Origin of the sequence: Jannaschia seosinensis, assembly GCF_001408515.1 — a bacterium.
GTDB lineage: Bacteria > Pseudomonadota > Alphaproteobacteria > Rhodobacterales > Rhodobacteraceae > Jannaschia > Jannaschia seosinensis.
Window position 1 is genome coordinate 13285 of sequence record NZ_CYPR01000162.1, and the last position, 16121, is coordinate 29405.

Consider the following 16121-nt stretch of genomic DNA (forward strand, 5'->3'; position numbering starts at 1 on the left):
TCACGCGGCCGCAGGCAGCCTGTCGCGGTCATGCGGCGCGTCCCAGTCGATCTCCGGGTTGATGGGGATGATCCGGTGCGGATTGATGGTTTCGTGGCTGTAATGGTAATGGCGCACGATATGGGCGAGGTTCACCGTCTCGGCCACGCCCGGCCATTGAAACAGCTCCCGCGTGTAGGCCCAAAGGTTCTGGTAATCCATCAGGCGGTGCCGGTTGCACTTGAAGTGCAGGTGATAGACCGGATCGAACCGCACCAGCGTCGTGAACAGGCGCCAATCCGCCTCGGTGATGCGATCCCCGGCAAGGTAGCGCCGCTCGCCCAGAAGCTCCTCGATCCAGTCGAGCGCCTCGAATAGCGGCACGACCGCCTCCTCATACGCGGCCTGCGTGGTGGCGAAGCCCGACTTGTAGACGCCGTTGTTGATGTCCGGATAGACGCGGTCGTTGATGCGGTCGATCTCGGGGCGCAGGTCTTCGGGATAGAAGTCCTGCCGGTCGCCGGTGATCCCGTCGAAAGCGGAGTTGAACATGCGGATGATCTCGGCGGATTCATTCGACACGATCGTCTGCCGTTCCTTATCCCACAGAACCGGCACGGTGACGCGGCCTGAAACATCCGGTTTCGCCTTGATGTAGATGTCGCGAAGGAAGGGAAGGTCGTGCAGCCTGTCGCCGGTGGCGCCCTCGAAATCCGTCTCGAAGGTCCAGCCATCCGAAAGCATGTCGGGATGAACGGCCGAAACCGCGATCAGATCCTCCAGCCCCTTCAGCTTGCGAAAGATCAGCGTGCGGTGCGCCCAGGGACAGGCCAGCGAGACGTAAAGGTGGTAGCGCCCTGCCTCGGCCGGAAATCCGCCCTCACCCGAAGGGCCGGGCGATCCGTCGGCGGTAATCCAGTTGCGGAAGCCCGAGGTGGAGCGGACGAACTTCCCGCCATGTTTGTCGGTATCGTACCAAGTGTCGTGCCATTCGCCGTCGACGAGTTGTCCCATGGTGACCTCCTGCTTCTCTAGCTCGTGAGGAACTTAGTCTGCGCGGCATGCGGGTAAATCCCGGCCGCCGCAGGCTTCCGGTGCGGCAGCGAACAAAGGTTGACGATTGCCCGCGACGGTGCGACAAAACGACCGGCCTCAGCCGTAATCGCGCGCGGCCCCCTCACATCGTCGATCGTCGCAACCTGACCCATAACGGGAGTGTCATGTTTTTCCGTCCGCCGTCTTCCGCACAGCCCTCCGAACGTCTTGCGGATTGGCTCGGGCGGCATGAACAGCGGCTCAAATGGGCCGCGCTCATGCTCGGGATCGGAAGCACGGTGTCGATCGTGCAGAACTGGCATCCCTGGCCGATGATCCTGGGATTGCCGTTCTGCCTGATCTGGATGTTCTGCGCTTGGCTGCACGGTGAGCGGCAGCTCAAATACATCAACGTCCTGTTCACCGCGCTCTATGTCTACGGGTTGACCCGCTGGGCGGTGGTCGGAGCCTGATCGAACAGGCCCGCCGCGCGCGCCGTGACCATGAAGGCACGGGCGGTGCGCGTGTCGGCGAAACGCAGAATTTCCGCATCCGACGCTTCTGCGGCAAACAGGGCGAAAACCCGATCGAACGTCTGAAGGAAATGCTGGGCGGCGTCGCGAAACACCGAATCGTCGTTCAAGCGCCCCGTCGTCAGCGCAAGGCTGGACCGGTCGCGAACCCCGCCGAGCGCCGCGACATCCGGCCCGCGCGTGCCCCCGGCGAAGGCGCGCCAGATCACGGGATCGGCCTGCTGCACCGCGAGGTCGTCCATGTAGATCCCGTCCTGTGCCAGAAGGGTCAGCAGATCCTGGCTCGCGGTGACGAGCTGCGCCGTCGGGTGATGGTCAAGCGCAGCGCGCAGGACGCGGAAGCCGTCCTGGTCACGCTCATTGTCGGGAAAGTTCAGCGCACGGATGAAATCCTCGGCAGGCAGGGCGTTCGGATCCGGCGCCACGTCGAGCGCGAACGCCGTCTGCGGCACATTCTCTTCGTCCTCCGCCTCGGGCTCGGCGGGGGGCGTCGTCTTCAGGGTCAGCGGCTCTGTCTGCGGCCGGCGCAGCACCGCCATCTCCGCCTGCAGGTCCGGTTGCGCGCGCGTCACGTCGGGGCCTTGGAGCAGGCTCCGGTCAAGCCGCGCCGACCCGGCTTCGCGGCTCTCAAGATAACTGGCCCGCATCGCATCGATCGCGGCTTCAAGGCGACTGCTCTCTTCGCGCATGACGCGGGCGGTGCGCGCGGCAGAGGCGGCGACCCAGATCAGCGCGACCGGCAGACCGACCCCCAGAATGGTCATCATCAGGCCGAGCGGATCGGCCGCGGACAGGCGCGCCTGTCCGGCCGGGATCATCACGAAGAACCAGATCATGAACCCGATCCAGACGAGCGTCAGCACCAGCGCGACGGTCTCGATCAAGGACAGGCCGCCGCGGGGCGGGCGACCCGATCGCATCACCGGCCCGTCGCGTCCGGCCGGCCCGGATCGTTCGTCGCTCACTTGTAGGTGACCGACGCGATCTCGTAATCCCGTACGCCGCCGGGGGTGCGGACCTCGACGCTGTCGCCCTCGTCCTTCCCGATCAGGGCGCGGGCAATCGGCGACTTGATGTTGAGCAGCCCGTTCTCGATGTCGGCCTCCTGCTCGCCGACGATCTGATAGGTCTTCTCCTCCTCCGTCTCCTCATCGACGATGGTGACGGTGGCGCCGAACTTGATCGACCCCGACAGCTTGCTCGGGTCGATCACGTCGCCCAGCGAGATCAGACCCTCGAGTTCCTTGATGCGGCCCTCGATGAAGGACTGCTTCTCGCGCGCGGAATGATATTCCGCGTTCTCCGAAAGGTCGCCATGTTCGCGCGCCTCGGAAATGGCGCGGATGATGGCGGGGCGCTCCTCCGATTTGAGGTGCTTGAGCTCGGTCTGCAGGGCTTTCATGCCCCGCGGTGTCATCGGAAACTTTTCCACCACATCTCTCCTGCGCGGGGCACGATCTGTCCCGGTCCTCCGGTTCCGGGGACCGTATCGATGCCGAAAGACAGGTGCAACGGCCCCGCCACGATGCCGGCCGCGGACACCTCCGCGTGATGTGACGCCCCTGCGCCGCCGGTCCCGATCCGGTCAGAAGGTGCGCGAGACGCCCATCCCGACGCTGCCGCTGATGACGGGGCCCGTACGGGGCGCCGCCTCGTCCTCGACTTGGGAGGGCGGCACGGGCGGGCCGTCCACGCCGCAGGCCGCCAGCCATGCCGTCAGCGCGAGGGGGATCAACCGAATCATGCCAGCCGCTCCATCCAGCGCGCGACCTGGGCGCGGACATTGTCGGGCGCGGTACCACCATAGGAGGTGCGCGACGCGACCGAATTGTGCACGCCGAGCACGCCGAACACGTCGTCCGTGATGCCGTCATGGACCGACCGCATGTCCGCCAGTGTCAGGTCCGGCAGGTCGGCGCCGCGATCTTCGGCCATCTTCACCAGCGCGCCGGTGACGTGATGCGCCTCGCGGAAGGGCAGGCCCAACTCCCGCACCAGCCAGTCGGCGAGATCCGTCGCCGTCGAAAAGCCCGAGGCCGCCGCCGCCTCGAGGTTTTCCCGCTGGGCGGTCATGTCGCCCACCATCCCCGTCATCGCCGCCAGCGCCAGCATCAGCGCGTCGGCCGCGTCGAAAACCTGCTCCTTGTCCTCCTGCATGTCCTTCGAATAGGTCAGCGGCAGTCCCTTCATCACAGTGGTCAGCGCCACCTGCGCCCCGAAGATGCGGCCGATCTTGGCACGCAGCAATTCGGCCGCGTCGGGGTTCTTCTTCTGCGGCATGATCGAGGATCCGGTCGTCCAGCGATCCGAGAGGGCCACGAAGCGGAACTGCGCCGAGGACCAGATCACCAGCTCCTCCGCCAGCCGGCTCAGATGCATCGCGCAGATCGTCGACGCGCCGAGGAATTCCAGCGCGAAATCCCGGTCCGAGACCGCGTCGAGCGAGTTGGCGGCGGGCCTGTCGAACCCGAGCGCGGCGGACGTCATCTCCCGGTCGATCGGAAACGACGTTCCGGCCAGCGCGGCGGTGCCCAGCGGGCATTCGTTCATCCGCCGGCGCGCATCCTCGAACCGCGACAGGTCACGGGCGAACATCTCGGCATAGGCCAGCATGTGATGGCCCCACGTCACCGGCTGCGCGGTCTGCAGATGGGTGAAGCCCGGCATGACCCAATCCGCGCCCGCCTCGGCCTGACCCACCAGCGCCGAGAGCAACCGGGGCAGTGCGTCGATGGCCGCATCGCACTGGTCGCGCACCCACATCCGAAAATCGAGCGCCACCTGGTCGTTGCGCGACCGCGCCGTGTGAAGGCGCCCCGCCGCCGGGCCGATCAGCTCCGTCAGCCGCGCTTCCACGTTCATGTGGATGTCCTCCAGCGCGGTGGAGAACTCGAACGTCCCCGCCTCGATCTCCGACAGGACCGTCAGAAGTCCCTCGCGGATCGCCTCGGCATCGGCCTCGGTAACGATCCCCTGCGCAGCCAGCATCGCGGCATGCGCGCGGCTCCCCTCGACGTCCTGGCGCGCAAGCCGGCGGTCGAACCCGATCGAGGCGTTGATCGCCTCCATGATCGCGTCGGGACCTTCGGCAAAGCGGCCGCCCCACATCGCGTTGGAACCGGTCTGGGATGTCTCGGACATGGGGGCCTCGTCGTGCGGATTGTTCGGGATTGGATACAGTCTCGGCCCGCTGGCGACCAGCCCGGCGGATCGCGCGCAATTGAAGAAAACTCTCGGGACACGGGGCGGCAGGGTTAAGATTCCCGCGAGATCCGGCGAACAGGGTGGCCAATGCACGCCACGCATCGCTGCCACGGGGGCCGACATCCTGAACGGTTTCGCTCTCCGGCGCACCTGTCCGCGCCCCGGCCGCCCATGGCGAATGCGTGATAAAGATTGTCGCTTTGCCGGAACAGGTGGTCGTCCACGCCGGTCCCCGCGGCCGTGCCATGTTGCATCGCATCGCCGCCCCGGCCATATCGGACCGCATGACGGGCCGAACGGGGACCAATCCAAGATGACGCAGTATCTCGACTTTGAAAAACCTCTCTCGGAAGTCGAGGGCAAGGCCGAGGAGCTGCGCGCCATGGCCCGCTCCGATTCCAAGGTCGACGTCGAGAAGGAGGCCGCGCAGCTCGACGTCAAGGCGCGCGAGATGCTGTCGAACCTCTACAAGAACCTGACCCCCTGGCAAAAGGCGCAGGTCGCCCGGCACGGCGAACGGCCTCATTGCAAACATTACATCGATGCGCTCTTCACCGACTGGACCCCCTTGGCCGGCGACCGCAACTTCGCCGACGATCATGCGGTGATGGGCGGGCTCGCGCGGCTCGACGGCCGCCCGGTCATGGTGATCGGGCATGAGAAGGGCCACGATACCCGCACGCGGATCGAGCGAAATTTCGGCATGGCCCGCCCCGAGGGGTACCGCAAGGCGATCCGCCTGATGGGGATGGCCGACCGGTTCGGCCTGCCGGTCGTGACGCTGATCGACACGCCGGGCGCCTATCCCGGCAAGGGCGCGGAGGAGCGCGGGCAATCCGAGGCGATCGCCCGCTCGACGCAGACATGCCTTTCGCTCGGTGTGCCGCTCGTCTCCGTGGTGATCGGCGAGGGCGGATCGGGCGGCGCCGTGGCCTTCGCCACCGCCAACCGCGTCGCCATGCTGGAACACTCGATTTATTCCGTCATCTCTCCCGAAGGCTGCGCCTCGATCCTGTGGAAGGATTCGGAGAAGATGCGCGAGGCGGCCGAGGCGCTGCGCCTGACGGCGCAGGATCTGCTGAAGCTGGGCGTGATCGACCGCATCGTGAAAGAGCCACGCGGCGGCGCGCACCGCAAGGCGGACATGGCCATCGCATCCGTCGGGACGGCCCTCGGCGAGATGCTGACGGAATTTGACGGGCTGGACGCAAATGCGATCCGCCTGGACCGGCGCGAGAAGTTCCTGTCGATGGGGGCGAAGGGTCTCGCCGCCTGACTGGCCGGTCCCGCAGTGCCGCGTCAGTCGCGGCGATACACGCCCTCCGGCAGGTTCAGCGCGGTCGCGAGATCGCGCAGTTGCCCCATCGTTAGTGTCACCCGCACCGGCTCGCCTGATCGCGGATCGGGCTGGGTCAGCGTGACACAATCTTCGAAGGCCGATACGATCACGTCCTCCGTCGGGGCGCGGTCGGATTCGCCTTCGTCGACGAGGGTGATGATCGTTGCGTCGAATTCGTGCTCGATCGAGAACATTGTGTCACCTCCTGCGGGGCCGGACGCGATGTCGGGCGCTGACATTGGATAGCGCGCCCCTATGATGTTCAAGCAGCACGACGCCACACGAGAGAGACCGATGCAAACGTTGCCCCCCTGCAAGCCGATCCTGGCCATGATCGCCGCCGCCTTCGTATCGGCCTGCGTGACCGTGGCCCCGCCCTCCGAACCCCTGCCGGAGCCGCGTGCGCCCACGGCCGACCGGATCTCCACGTCCAACGCCATCTCGAATTACCGCAGCGCCGTCGCGCAGGTCGAACCGGTTGCCGAATCGCTCTGCCGTCAGCGTTCGCAGGACGTGAATTGCGACTTTCTCATCCAGATCGACCCCGATCCCAACGCGCCGCCGAACGCGTTCCAGTCGCTAAGCCCCTCCGGTCGCCCGGTTCTGACCTTCACGCGCGCGCTGATCGCCCAGGCGCGCAACCAGGACGAGATCGCCTTCGTCGTCGGCCACGAAAGCGCGCACCACATCGAGCAGCACATCGCCCGCCAGCGTCGATCGGCCGCGACCGGCGCTCTGGTCGGCGGTCTCATCGCCTCGGTGGCGGGTGCGGACACGAATACCGTCAACGAGGTCAGCCGAATCAGCGCGGGCGTCGGTGCGCGACGGTTCTCCAAGGATCACGAACTGGAGGCCGACGCGCTGGGCACGATCATCACCGCACGGGCGGGCTATGACCCGATCCGCGGCTCGGCCTTCTTCACCCGCATCCCCGATCCCGGCAACCGGTTCCTCGGCACCCATCCGCCCAATGCCGACCGGATCGACGTCGTCCGGCGCACCGCGGCGGGACTCTGAACGGGGGCAGCCCCCGGAACTCCTGTCGGCGGATCGCGGTTCTGACGTCAGGAGGAAGCCATCATGCCCAGTCGCAGGAACATCATCGTCGGCGGCGCGACCCTTGCCGCCGCGGGGGCGGTCGCCGGCGGGGCCGCGCTGATGCGGGGCCCCGCGCTGGTGACCAGCGCACAGCCGGACGGCCCGCCCGTCTCCCTCCCGCCCGAGGAATGGGCCGACCGCCTGACGCCCGCGGAATACGCGGTGCTGCGGGAGGAGGAGACCGAGCCGCCCTATTCCAGCCCGCTCAACGATTTCTGGGAGGCGGGAACCTATATCTGCGCCGGCTGCGCCAACCCGGTCTATGCCTCGCAGCACAAGTACGAAAGCGGCACCGGCTGGCCCAGCTTCTGGCGTGCGATCTCCCCGGCCGCGATCGGCACGCGGGTGGATTACAAGCTCGTCTTCCCGCGCACGGAGGTCCATTGCGCCCGCTGTGGCGGGCATTTCGGCCATATCTTCGAGGACGGTCCGTCGCCGACGGGCCTGCGGCATTGCCTGAACGGCATCGCGCTCGACTTCGTGCCGTCCGAAACCGCCTGAGGCGCAGCACGGCGAGTCCCTTGCCTCAGGATTCCTCGCGCTCGGCGAGATCCTTGGTATCGCCCTCGGCGGCGAGCTTCACCTCCCGCGCGAAGCGCAGCGTGGGCTTGGCCGCGAAGAGGATGGAGCCGACGACGAACAGGCTGATCGCCCAAGGCTCCAGCGCTTTCCAGAAGAACATTACCGATCCCGCGAAGAACGACATCGCCGCGAAGAAGTCGGTTGCCGTGCCGATCAACTCGGTCACGGCATAGATCTTGCGCGTCCGTTCCGTCCGCTGCCGGTTCTCGTGCTTGAAATATTTCATCGACGTCCTCTTTCGGTGCGGTCCCTCAACGCTCCGCACCGAGAGGAAGGTTTCAGACGATCCGGCCCCAGAGGTCGTACTCGCTCGCCTCGTCCACCTCGACTGTGACGATGTCGCCGGGGGCGAGCCCCTCGAAGCCGTCGTCAATGAAGAGATTGCCGTCGATCTCCGGCGCGTCGGCCTTGGTGCGGCAGGTCGCACCCTCGGCGTCGACCGCGTCCACGATGACCTCCTGCCGCGTGCCGACCTTCGCCTCCAGCTTGGCCGCGCTGATCGCCTGCGCCTTCTCCATGAACCGGGCGAAGCGTTCGGCCTTCACCTCCTCGGGCACATGATCGGGCAGGGCGTTCGAGCGCGCCCCGGCGACGTTTTCGTACTGGAACGCGCCCACGCGGTCGAGCTGCGCTTCGTCGAGCCAGTCGAGCAGCGTCTCGAACTCCGCCTCGGTCTCACCGGGATAGCCGACGATGAAGGTGGACCGAAGCGCGATCTGCGGACAGATTGCCCGCCACTCCGCGATCCGGTCCAGCGTCCGCTCGGCATGGGCCGGCCGGGCCATGCGGCGCAGCGTATCGGGATGCGCGTGCTGGAACGGCACGTCGAGATAGGGCAGCACGCGGCCCTCCGCCATCAGGGGCACGAGGTCGCGCACGAACGGATAGGGGTAGACGTAATGCAGCCGCACCCACGCCCCGAGCGACCCCAGATCGCGCGCGAGGTCCACAATATGCGACCCCGCCCCGGCGCGGTCCTTCCAGTCGGTCCCGTAGGCGGAGGTGTCCTGGCTGATGACCAGAAGCTCCCGCACCCCCGCATCGACCAGCCGCTCGGCCTCGCGCATCACCGCCTTGTGCGGCCGCGAGACGAGCCGCCCGCGCATGTCCGGGATGATGCAGAACTTGCACTTGTGGTTACAGCCCTCGGCAATCTTGAGATAGCTGAAGTGCCGGGGCGTCAGCGACACGCCCGAAGCCGGCAGCAGGTCCACGAACGGATCCGGCGCGGGCGGCACGGCGGCGTGGACGGCATCGAGGACCTGCTCGTATTGATGCGGCCCCGTCACGGCCAGCACCTTGGGATGTGCGCCGGTGACGTAATCGGCATCCGCCCCCAGACACCCCGTGACGATCACGCGCCCGTTTTCGCGCAGGGCTTCGCCGATGGCGTCGAGGCTCTCGGCCTTGGCGGAATCGAGAAAGCCGCAGGTATTCACGATCACCGCCTCCGCACCGCGATAGTCGGGCGAAATGGCATATCCCTCGGCGCGCAGCCGCGTCAGGATGCGCTCGCTGTCGACCAGCGCCTTCGGGCAGCCGAGGCTGACCATCCCGATCCGCGGCTGGTCCGGCCGGTCGGCGCGGGGCCCCGCATCGGAGGAAAGAATCGCACGCGGTGCGAGGTCGGGGCGAAGTTCGGGGGGATTTTGCGACATGCGCGCCACATAAGGGGCCCGCACCTGCGGCGGAAGCCCTTGCGGCGCGGTGCGCGGCGATTCACGCTGCTCGAAAAGGGGACGTGCAGATGAAATGGCTGATCCGCGGCGCGCTGACGCTGGTGACATTGATCGTCGTGGCGGTCGTCGTGCTTCTGCTCATCCCGGCGGAACGGGTGGCGGGGCTTGCGGCGCAGCGGTTCGAGGCGGCGACGGGCCGGGAGCTGGTCATCGCGGGGCCGGTCAAGGCGACGCTCTGGCCCCGGCTGGGCGTGCGCGCCGAGGGGGTCACGGTCGCGAATGCCGAATGGTCCGGGGCCGGCCCCATGCTGACGGCAGAGGCGCTTGAGGTCGGCATCGCGCCCGCCTCGCTGTTCGGTGGCGAGATCGGGATCGAGACGCTTCGCGTCGACGGCGCACGCCTCGTGCTGGAGCGGCGGGCGGACGGATCCGGCAACTGGGAGTTCGCGGGCCCCGCGCCGGCGGGCGACGGCGGCAACGCTCCCGTCCGCGACATCAGCATCGACCGCGCCGTCCTGCGCAACGGGGAAATCCTGTTCATCGACCATGGGACCGACGTCCACACGCATCTGCGCGCCGTCGACCTCGAAACCGCGCTGCAGAGCCGCGATGCCCCGATCCGCGTCGTCGCCTCGGCGCTGGTGAACGGCCAGGCCCTGTCGCTGGAGGCCGAGGCGGACGCGCTGCGCCCCCTGCTGGACGGCGACCTGACGCCGGTGCGCCTCGTGGCGACGGCGGGCGACACGTCCCTGCGGCTGGACGGCCGCGCCGATCTGGAGCCTGTCTCCTTCGAGGGTCGGATCGACGCCAGAAGCGGTGACGGCCTCGTGCTGGCGCGGGCATTCGGGATCGCGCCGCCCGATCTGCCGCGCGGGCTGGGGGCCGATTCCGTCGCGCTCGCGGCCGCGGTCACGCTGGCCCCGGAAGGAAGCCTGCATCTGCGCGACATGGTGGTCGATCTGGACGCCAACCGCATCACCGGGGCGGCCGATATCGCGCCCGGTGCCGAGCGTCCGCGCATCACGGCGAACCTTGCGGCGGAGCGGCTGGACCTGACCGCGTTCGCCGCCGGCGGGGGCAATGATTCCATGTCCGGCTGGTCGCGCGACCCGATCGACGTGTCGGGTCTCTTTGCCGTCGATGGCGCGGTCACCTTCGCCTCCGGGCCGATCGCGCTTTCCGGCACCAATCTGGATGCGCTCGATGCGCGGGCCACTCTGGAGGCGGGCCGCGCCGTCGTCACGCTCCGGCCGCTGGTGGCCTATGGCGGCACGCTCGTCGGCGACATCGTCGTCAACGGGCGCGGCGGGCTGTCGGCGCGGGCCGATCTGGACCTTTCCGGCCTCGCCATGCAGCCCCTCCTGACCGAAGTCGCGGGCTTCGACCGCCTCGTGGGGCAGGCCGACGCGTCGGTGAACCTGCTCGGGGTCGGCAACAGCGTTCAGGCCCTGATGAGCTCTCTGGAGGGCAGCATGAGTCTGCGGGCGGGGCAGGGCGAGATCCTCGGCCTCGATATCCCCGGCATGATCCGCAATCTCGACCCGTCCTATCGCGGCGAGGGGCGCAGCACCGTGTTCGAAAGCCTCGAAGCCGCCTTTGCCGTCTCCGACGGCGTGGCCACCGGCGAGACGTTCCGCCTGATCGCGCCCTTCCTCACGGCGACCGGCGAGGGGCGCATCGACCTCGGCGCACGGACCATCTCCTATCGCCTCCTGCCGACGCTGCGCCGGGAGGCCGACGGAAACGGCGTCACCGTGCCGATCCTGATCGAGGGGCCGTGGGCCCTCCCGCGCATCCGCCCCGATCTGGAATACCTCGCCCGCCAGCGCGTCGCCGCCGAGCGTGAGGAGCTGGAGGCCCGCGCCAGAAGCGAGGCGGAGGAGGCGGCCAGCCGGGCCGAAGACGCCCTGCGGCGGCGTCTGGCCGAGGAACTCAAGGTCGCGCCCGAAGCGCTGACCGACCGCCGCGCCGTGGAGGACGCTGTCCGCGAGCGCGTGACAGATCAGCTTCTCGACCTTCTGGGGAACCGCTAGGCGCCTTCGGGCCGTTATATGTGGGCACGGGCGACGCGGCCCCTCGTGCCATCCGCAATCCCTGCGGCGCAGGGCCGCTGGACCGCGCGCGCCCCGCGCGTTAGACCGCGCCAACCTGTCAGGAGCCGTCCATGAGCGTCGATCTCGTCGCAACCGTCGTGAAGCCCCTCCACCGCGAGGGGCCGAAATTCGTCGCCGCCTTCGCGGTCGCGACGCTGATCCTGTGGTTGATCTGGGAGCCGCTGGGCCTGATCGGCCTCGGCCTGACCGTGTGGTGCTACTATTTCTTCCGCGACCCCGAACGCTGCGTCCCGATGGACGAGGGCCTCGTCGTCGCGCCCGCCGACGGCACCGTATCACTGGTCGAGCCGGCGATCCCGCCGGCGGAGCTGGGCCTCGGCACGGTCCCGCTGACCCGCGTGTCGATCTTCATGTCGGTCTTCGATTGCCACGTGAACCGCGCGCCCGTCGCCGGCGAGGTGACGCAGGTGGCCTATCGGCCGGGCAAGTTCTTCTCCGCCGAACTCGACAAGGCCTCCGAGGAGAACGAGCGCAACGGCATGGTCCTGACCATGGCCGACGGCACGCGCATCGGGGTGGTGCAGATCGCGGGCCTCGTGGCGCGGCGCATCCTGTGCGAAGTCGACCAGGGCGCAATCCTTGAGCGGGGCGACCGGTTCGGCATCATCCGCTTCGGCTCCCGCCTCGACATCTATCTGCCCGACGGGACCGCATCGCGGGTGTCGGTCGGCCAGTTGATGACCTCGGGCCAAAGCGTGATCGCCGTGCTGGGCGATGACCGGCCCGCCGCGTCGCGGATCGAATAGATGACCGACGGAACGGAGAAGCGCGAATCCTCGCTGCCGCTACTTTCCCTGGTGCCCAATCTGGTCACGATGCTGGGATTGTGCTTCGGGCTGACCTCGATCCGCTTCACCTTCGACGACCGCTTTACCTTCGCGGCCGGCCTGCTGATCTTCGCGGCCCTGCTCGACGGGCTCGACGGCCTTCTGGCCCGGCGGCTCAACGCGGCGTCGCCCTTCGGGGCGGAGCTCGACTCGCTGTCGGATTTCGTCTGCTTCGGCGTGGCGCCGGCCATGCTGATCTACAATTTCGGGCTGGAGGGGCTGGCTGGCCTCGGCTGGCTTGCCGCGCTCTTCTTCGCGATCTGCTGCTGCCTGCGTCTCGCGCGCTTCAATGTCGCGGCCAAGGAGGAGACCAACCAGAGCGGCTCCTTCACCGGCGTCCCGGCCCCCGCGGGCGCGATGCTGGGCATCTTCCCGGTCACGCTGTGGCTGGCGGGCTTCGCCGACATGCGGCAGGTGCAGATCCTCGTGGCACTCTGGGCGGTGATGGTGGGCGCGCTGATGATCGCGCGGTTCCACACGTTCTCGCCCAAATCGATGAAGATCAGCCGGGACAACGCGGTCTACGTCCTTCTGGCGGCGGCGATCGTGATCGGGCTGATGCTCACGCGGATCTGGCTGTTCCACGTGGCCGCCTCGCTTCTCTACCTCGGGCTGCTTCTCTGGAGCGTTCTGCGCCAGAAACGCGCGACCTGACGGCTGCATCTTACGCATCGCCGCGCAGCGTCGTCTTGGACGTGACCTGCGCGACCGCGTCGGCCCTCACTCCCAGCGGATATCTGCGCCGAGCGCCGTCAGGTTCTCGATGAAGCGCGGATGCGCCCGCCGGATCGGGTCGGCGTTGAGGATGCGCGACGTGCCGTCGATCTGGATCGCCGCGATCAGCAGGCCCACCACAACGCGGATGATGTAGGGGGCCTCGACCTCCGCGGGCTTGAGCCGGCTTTCGCCGAACACGATGAGTCGGTGCGGATCAGACAGGTGGCAGCGGACGCCGAACTTGCCCAGCTCCGCGCTCCAGCCCATCGCGCCCTCGTAGACCTTGTTCCAGAACATCACGTCCCCGCGGCAGCCGACCGAGACGCCGATCGCCTGCGGCAACAGGTCTGCGGGGAAATAGGGCCAAGGCGCGGCCTCGATCTTGGGGGTCATCTGCGCGGTCAGCGGCTGCGTCACCTCGCGGGTCCAGCCCGTCACCGTCACCGAATCCGGCGTCGTCTCGAATTGCAGGCCCAGCTTCGCGAACTGATCGAGGATCAGGGGCATTTCGCCAAGGATGTCGGTCTCGACCGTCACCCGTCCGCCCGAGACGCCGCCCAGCGCGAGGAACGTCGCCACCTCGTGGTGGTCGTCTGGCACGCGCCGGTCCGCCCCGCCAAGCGTCGCCGCCCCCGTCACCGACAGGCGCGACGTGCCGATCCCGTCGATCGTCGCGCCCATCTCCACCAGCATGTGACACAGCGCCTGGACATGCGGCTCCGACGCGGCATTGGTCAGCACCGACGTCCCCTCCGCCATCGACGCGATCAACAGGAACGTCTCCGTCGCCGTGACCGAGGCGTATTCCGCCCAGATCGCCTGCGCGGCCGGCCGGTCGCGCAGGGTCAGGTCCACGGCGTCGCCCGGCGCCATCTCCGCCCCGAACGTGCGCAGGATCGCGATATGCGGATCGATCTCCCGGATCCCCAGCGCGCAGCCCTTGGCATCCACGTCGAAACGCAGATGCCCGTGCCGCAGCAGGATCGGCGCCAGCAGCATGATCGCTGACCGGATCCGCAGCGGCAGCCGCTCGATCGCGTCGTCGGTCAGCGTCGTCGGGTGCCGGACCGTCAGCGTCGCCGCCTGTTGATCATGCGCGACGTCGGAACCGATGGACCGGAAATATTCGATGAACTTTTCCAGATCGGTGATGTCGGGCACGTTCGACAGCCGCACCGGCGCGTCGGTCAGAAGCGTCGCGCAAAGCATCGGCAGCACGGCGTTCTTGTTGCCGTTCGGGCGCAACGTCCCGTTCAGCGGGCGACCGCCGTTGACGACGAGATCGGTCATCGCTCCGGGCTCAGCGGCGGCGGTCGCGACGCGAGGACATCGGCTGGAACGCCACCGAGACATGCGCCTCGCAATATGGCTTGCCGGCTTGGCTGGGCAGGCCGCAGAACCAGAACTTCTCCGTCGCCGGGTCGCCGATCGGCCATTTGCAGGTCCGCTCGGTCAGTTCCATGAGGCTGATCTTCTTGGCGGTCTTCTCGACCGCGTTCACCTTGGCCAGCGCCTCGGGGCTGATCTCGTTGGCCGAAGGCTGCGGCGGCAGGGGCTGACCGGCCATCAGCGGCTTGCGCAGCGAGGTGATGCTCACGCCCTGCGGGACGGCGGCCATGGTGCGCGGCTCGTCCTCGTCCTCCTCCTCGATTTCCGACTCGGGCTCCGCCTCCGGCTCGGCGGCGACCTCCGGCTCGGGTGCTGCATCCGACTCGGGCGTGGCGGTCTCGGGCGCGGGCGCCTCGGGGGCCGGCTCCTCGGCCTTCGGGGCTTCGTCGGCGCTGCGGTTCGACAGGCCCAGGCGGTGCACCTTGCCGATCACGGCATTGCGGGTGACGCTGCCGAGTTCCTTGGCAATGGTCGAGGCCGATGCGCCCTCGCTCCACATCCGCTTAAGCGTTTCGACGCGTTCGTCGGTCCAGGCCATTCCGTCTCTCCTCGTATGCGTCTTTCATGGCGCCTCTCCGCCCGCGACCGGTGGCTCGTGCATCGGCGCACGGGCGCAAGGGGTGGCGATCCCGGAAGAGATGCTATTGTAAGCATCCGGACGGGCGCCCACAACCATCGCGCCCCGCGCAATCGGAGGCTCGATGACCGACACGACCCGGATGCAACAGCCCGCAGCCGCGCCCGCCGACTTCGATCAGGGCGTGCGCCGCTTTGGGGCCGTCAACTGGCTGGGCATGCGCACGCTGGCGACGCGCGAGATGCAGCGTTTTCTTACCGTGTGGACGCAGACGCTTCTGGCCCCGCTGGTGACGGCGGGCCTGTTCCTTCTGATCTTCACGCTCGCCTTGGGCGACCGGCGCGGCGACGTGATGGGGGTCAGCTTCCTGCATTTCCTCGCGCCGGGCATCCTGATGATGACGGTGATCCAGAACAGCTTCGCCAACGTCTCCTCCTCCATCGTCATCTCGAAGGTGCAGGGCAACATCGTCGATACGCTCATGCCGCCGCTTTCGGCGTTCGAGCTGGTGGTGGGCTACCTTGCCGGCGGTGTCCTGCGCGGCATCGTCGTGGCGCTGGCCATCACGCTGATCCTGTTCCCGTTCATCGGCCTGTGGGTGCAGAACCCGCTGGGCGCGTTGGTCTGGGTGGTGATGGGCGGCGCGTTCCTCGGTGCGCTCGGGATCGTGGCGGGCGTGTTCGCCAACAAGTTCGACCAGATCGCGGCCATCACCAATTTCATCGTCACCCCGCTGAGCTTCCTGTCGGGTACGTTCTACTCACTCGAAACGCTGCCCCCCTTCATGCGGGCGATCAGCCACGCGAATCCGGTCTTCTACCTGATCGACGGTCTGCGCGCCTCGGTGCTGGGCGTCTCCGACAGCTCACCCTGGCTGGGCTTCGCGGTGGTCCTCGCCTCGACGCTGGCGGTCAGCGCGCTGGCCTGGTGGATGTTCCGGTCGGGCTACCGGTTGAAATCCTGATCCCGCCGCCTTGCGGAAGCCGCGGCGCGCTCCTAGCTGCGCTGTGACATCCCGGGGCCGGCCACGGAATGTCGTGTCGCTGTT

General features: G+C 67.9%; 18 protein-coding genes. 8 read left to right on the forward strand and 10 right to left on the reverse strand.

Annotated features, from left to right (window positions below; translation table 11 throughout):
• The gene (locus JSE7799_RS12390; RefSeq protein ID WP_055663895.1) at positions 1 to 993 is read right to left on the reverse strand and encodes a glutathione S-transferase family protein; all 993 of its coding nucleotides are present in this window, start codon (positions 991 to 993) and stop codon (positions 1 to 3) included.
• A gap of 206 nt (positions 994 to 1199) precedes the next feature.
• On the opposite strand from JSE7799_RS12390, the gene JSE7799_RS12395 reads away from it, so the two are divergent.
• The gene (locus JSE7799_RS12395; protein ID WP_055663896.1) at positions 1200 to 1487 is read left to right on the forward strand and encodes a hypothetical protein; all 288 of its coding nucleotides are present in this window, start codon (positions 1200 to 1202) and stop codon (positions 1485 to 1487) included.
• Here JSE7799_RS12395 and JSE7799_RS12400 read toward each other — a convergent pair.
• The 4 genes from JSE7799_RS12400 to argH form a co-directional block, all read right to left on the reverse strand.
• Positions 1451 to 2431 carry a hypothetical protein gene (locus JSE7799_RS12400; RefSeq protein WP_245624879.1) on the reverse strand — a complete coding sequence of 327 codons (981 nt, stop codon included), beginning with the start codon at positions 2429 to 2431 and terminating at the stop codon, positions 1451 to 1453. The genes JSE7799_RS12395 and JSE7799_RS12400 overlap by 37 nt on opposite strands.
• 77 nt (positions 2432 to 2508) lie before the next feature.
• Complete coding sequence (greA, locus tag JSE7799_RS12405) at positions 2509 to 2979, reverse strand: transcription elongation factor GreA (protein ID WP_055663898.1); 471 nt, start codon at positions 2977 to 2979, stop codon at positions 2509 to 2511.
• A gap of 153 nt (positions 2980 to 3132) precedes the next feature.
• The gene (locus JSE7799_RS20530) at positions 3133 to 3291 is read right to left on the reverse strand and encodes an argininosuccinate lyase (protein WP_144431683.1); all 159 of its coding nucleotides are present in this window, start codon (positions 3289 to 3291) and stop codon (positions 3133 to 3135) included.
• Positions 3288 to 4688, reverse strand: a complete 1401-nt coding sequence (gene argH / locus JSE7799_RS12410) for an argininosuccinate lyase (protein ID WP_055663899.1) — start codon at positions 4686 to 4688, stop codon at positions 3288 to 3290. The genes JSE7799_RS20530 and argH overlap by 4 nt, the downstream gene beginning before the upstream one ends.
• 376 nt (positions 4689 to 5064) lie before the next feature.
• Between argH and JSE7799_RS12415 the strand changes: the two genes are divergently transcribed.
• The gene (locus JSE7799_RS12415; RefSeq protein WP_055663900.1) at positions 5065 to 6027 is read left to right on the forward strand and encodes an acetyl-CoA carboxylase carboxyltransferase subunit alpha; all 963 of its coding nucleotides are present in this window, start codon (positions 5065 to 5067) and stop codon (positions 6025 to 6027) included.
• A gap of 23 nt (positions 6028 to 6050) precedes the next feature.
• Here the strand turns inward: JSE7799_RS12415 and JSE7799_RS12420 are convergent, their stop codons facing one another.
• Positions 6051 to 6284, reverse strand: coding sequence for a DUF8831 family protein (locus JSE7799_RS12420; RefSeq protein ID WP_055663901.1), 234 nt, complete (start codon positions 6282 to 6284; stop codon positions 6051 to 6053).
• A gap of 100 nt (positions 6285 to 6384) precedes the next feature.
• Here JSE7799_RS12420 and JSE7799_RS12425 point away from each other — a divergent pair, with 100 nt between their 5' ends.
• Both JSE7799_RS12425 and msrB read left to right on the forward strand, forming a co-directional pair.
• Positions 6385 to 7107 (forward strand): M48 family metallopeptidase, encoded by a 723-nt coding sequence (locus tag JSE7799_RS12425; RefSeq protein WP_055663902.1) that lies wholly within the window; start codon positions 6385 to 6387, stop codon positions 7105 to 7107.
• A 63-nt stretch (positions 7108 to 7170) separates the two neighbouring features.
• Complete coding sequence (gene msrB, locus JSE7799_RS12430; RefSeq protein WP_055663903.1) at positions 7171 to 7689, forward strand: peptide-methionine (R)-S-oxide reductase MsrB; 519 nt, start codon at positions 7171 to 7173, stop codon at positions 7687 to 7689.
• 25 nt (positions 7690 to 7714) lie between these two features.
• Here the strand turns inward: msrB and JSE7799_RS12435 are convergent, their stop codons facing one another.
• Together JSE7799_RS12435 and rimO are read right to left on the reverse strand one after the other, a co-directional pair.
• The gene (locus tag JSE7799_RS12435; RefSeq protein ID WP_055663904.1) at positions 7715 to 7996 is read right to left on the reverse strand and encodes a YrhK family protein; all 282 of its coding nucleotides are present in this window, start codon (positions 7994 to 7996) and stop codon (positions 7715 to 7717) included.
• 52 nt (positions 7997 to 8048) lie between these two features.
• Positions 8049 to 9428, reverse strand: coding sequence for a 30S ribosomal protein S12 methylthiotransferase RimO (gene rimO / locus JSE7799_RS12440; RefSeq protein WP_055663905.1), 1380 nt, complete (start codon positions 9426 to 9428; stop codon positions 8049 to 8051).
• An 89-nt stretch (positions 9429 to 9517) separates the two neighbouring features.
• Between rimO and JSE7799_RS12445 the strand changes: the two genes are divergently transcribed.
• From JSE7799_RS12445 to pssA, 3 genes are all read left to right on the forward strand, one after another.
• On the forward strand, positions 9518 to 11482 hold the full coding sequence (locus JSE7799_RS12445; protein WP_055663906.1) for an AsmA family protein: 1965 nt from the start codon (positions 9518 to 9520) through the stop codon (positions 11480 to 11482).
• Positions 11483 to 11613: 131 nt separating this feature from the next.
• Entirely contained in the window at positions 11614 to 12309 is a 696-nt protein-coding gene (locus JSE7799_RS12450) for a phosphatidylserine decarboxylase (protein WP_055663907.1), read from the forward strand.
• A complete protein-coding gene (gene pssA, locus JSE7799_RS12455; RefSeq protein ID WP_055663908.1) occupies positions 12310 to 13044 on the forward strand; it encodes a CDP-diacylglycerol--serine O-phosphatidyltransferase in 735 nt (244 codons plus the stop codon).
• A 66-nt stretch (positions 13045 to 13110) separates the two neighbouring features.
• On the opposite strand, the gene JSE7799_RS12460 is transcribed toward pssA, so the two are convergent.
• Positions 13111 to 14397, reverse strand: coding sequence for a UDP-N-acetylglucosamine 1-carboxyvinyltransferase (locus JSE7799_RS12460; RefSeq protein WP_055663909.1), 1287 nt, complete (start codon positions 14395 to 14397; stop codon positions 13111 to 13113).
• Positions 14398 to 14407: 10 nt separating this feature from the next.
• Positions 14408 to 15034 carry a GcrA family cell cycle regulator gene (locus tag JSE7799_RS12465; RefSeq protein ID WP_055663910.1) on the reverse strand — a complete coding sequence of 209 codons (627 nt, stop codon included), beginning with the start codon at positions 15032 to 15034 and terminating at the stop codon, positions 14408 to 14410.
• A 163-nt stretch (positions 15035 to 15197) separates the two neighbouring features.
• Here JSE7799_RS12465 and JSE7799_RS12470 point away from each other — a divergent pair, with 163 nt between their 5' ends.
• Complete coding sequence (locus JSE7799_RS12470) at positions 15198 to 16037, forward strand: ABC transporter permease (RefSeq protein ID WP_083480544.1); 840 nt, start codon at positions 15198 to 15200, stop codon at positions 16035 to 16037.
• Positions 16038 to 16121 lie beyond the last annotated feature (84 nt).

Coding starts and splice junctions, on each gene's coding strand:
- JSE7799_RS12445 (WP_055663906.1), top strand. CDS start 9,518: ATGAAATGGCTGATCCGCGGCGCGCTGACGCTGGTGACATTGATCGTC.
- JSE7799_RS12465 (WP_055663910.1), bottom strand. CDS start 15,034: ATGGCCTGGACCGACGAACGCGTCGAAACGCTTAAGCGGATGTGGAGC.
- JSE7799_RS12420 (WP_055663901.1), bottom strand. CDS start 6,284: ATGTTCTCGATCGAGCACGAATTCGACGCAACGATCATCACCCTCGTC.
- JSE7799_RS12450 (WP_055663907.1), top strand. CDS start 11,614: ATGAGCGTCGATCTCGTCGCAACCGTCGTGAAGCCCCTCCACCGCGAG.
- JSE7799_RS12390 (WP_055663895.1), bottom strand. CDS start 993: ATGGGACAACTCGTCGACGGCGAATGGCACGACACTTGGTACGATACC.
- JSE7799_RS12435 (WP_055663904.1), bottom strand. CDS start 7,996: ATGAAATATTTCAAGCACGAGAACCGGCAGCGGACGGAACGGACGCGC.
- JSE7799_RS12470 (WP_083480544.1), top strand. CDS start 15,198: ATGACCGACACGACCCGGATGCAACAGCCCGCAGCCGCGCCCGCCGAC.
- msrB (WP_055663903.1), top strand. CDS start 7,171: ATGCCCAGTCGCAGGAACATCATCGTCGGCGGCGCGACCCTTGCCGCC.
- argH (WP_055663899.1), bottom strand. CDS start 4,688: ATGTCCGAGACATCCCAGACCGGTTCCAACGCGATGTGGGGCGGCCGC.
- JSE7799_RS20530 (WP_144431683.1), bottom strand. CDS start 3,291: ATGATTCGGTTGATCCCCCTCGCGCTGACGGCATGGCTGGCGGCCTGC.
- JSE7799_RS12415 (WP_055663900.1), top strand. CDS start 5,065: ATGACGCAGTATCTCGACTTTGAAAAACCTCTCTCGGAAGTCGAGGGC.
- JSE7799_RS12395 (WP_055663896.1), top strand. CDS start 1,200: ATGTTTTTCCGTCCGCCGTCTTCCGCACAGCCCTCCGAACGTCTTGCG.
- rimO (WP_055663905.1), bottom strand. CDS start 9,428: ATGTCGCAAAATCCCCCCGAACTTCGCCCCGACCTCGCACCGCGTGCG.
- pssA (WP_055663908.1), top strand. CDS start 12,310: ATGACCGACGGAACGGAGAAGCGCGAATCCTCGCTGCCGCTACTTTCC.
- JSE7799_RS12425 (WP_055663902.1), top strand. CDS start 6,385: ATGCAAACGTTGCCCCCCTGCAAGCCGATCCTGGCCATGATCGCCGCC.
- JSE7799_RS12460 (WP_055663909.1), bottom strand. CDS start 14,397: ATGACCGATCTCGTCGTCAACGGCGGTCGCCCGCTGAACGGGACGTTG.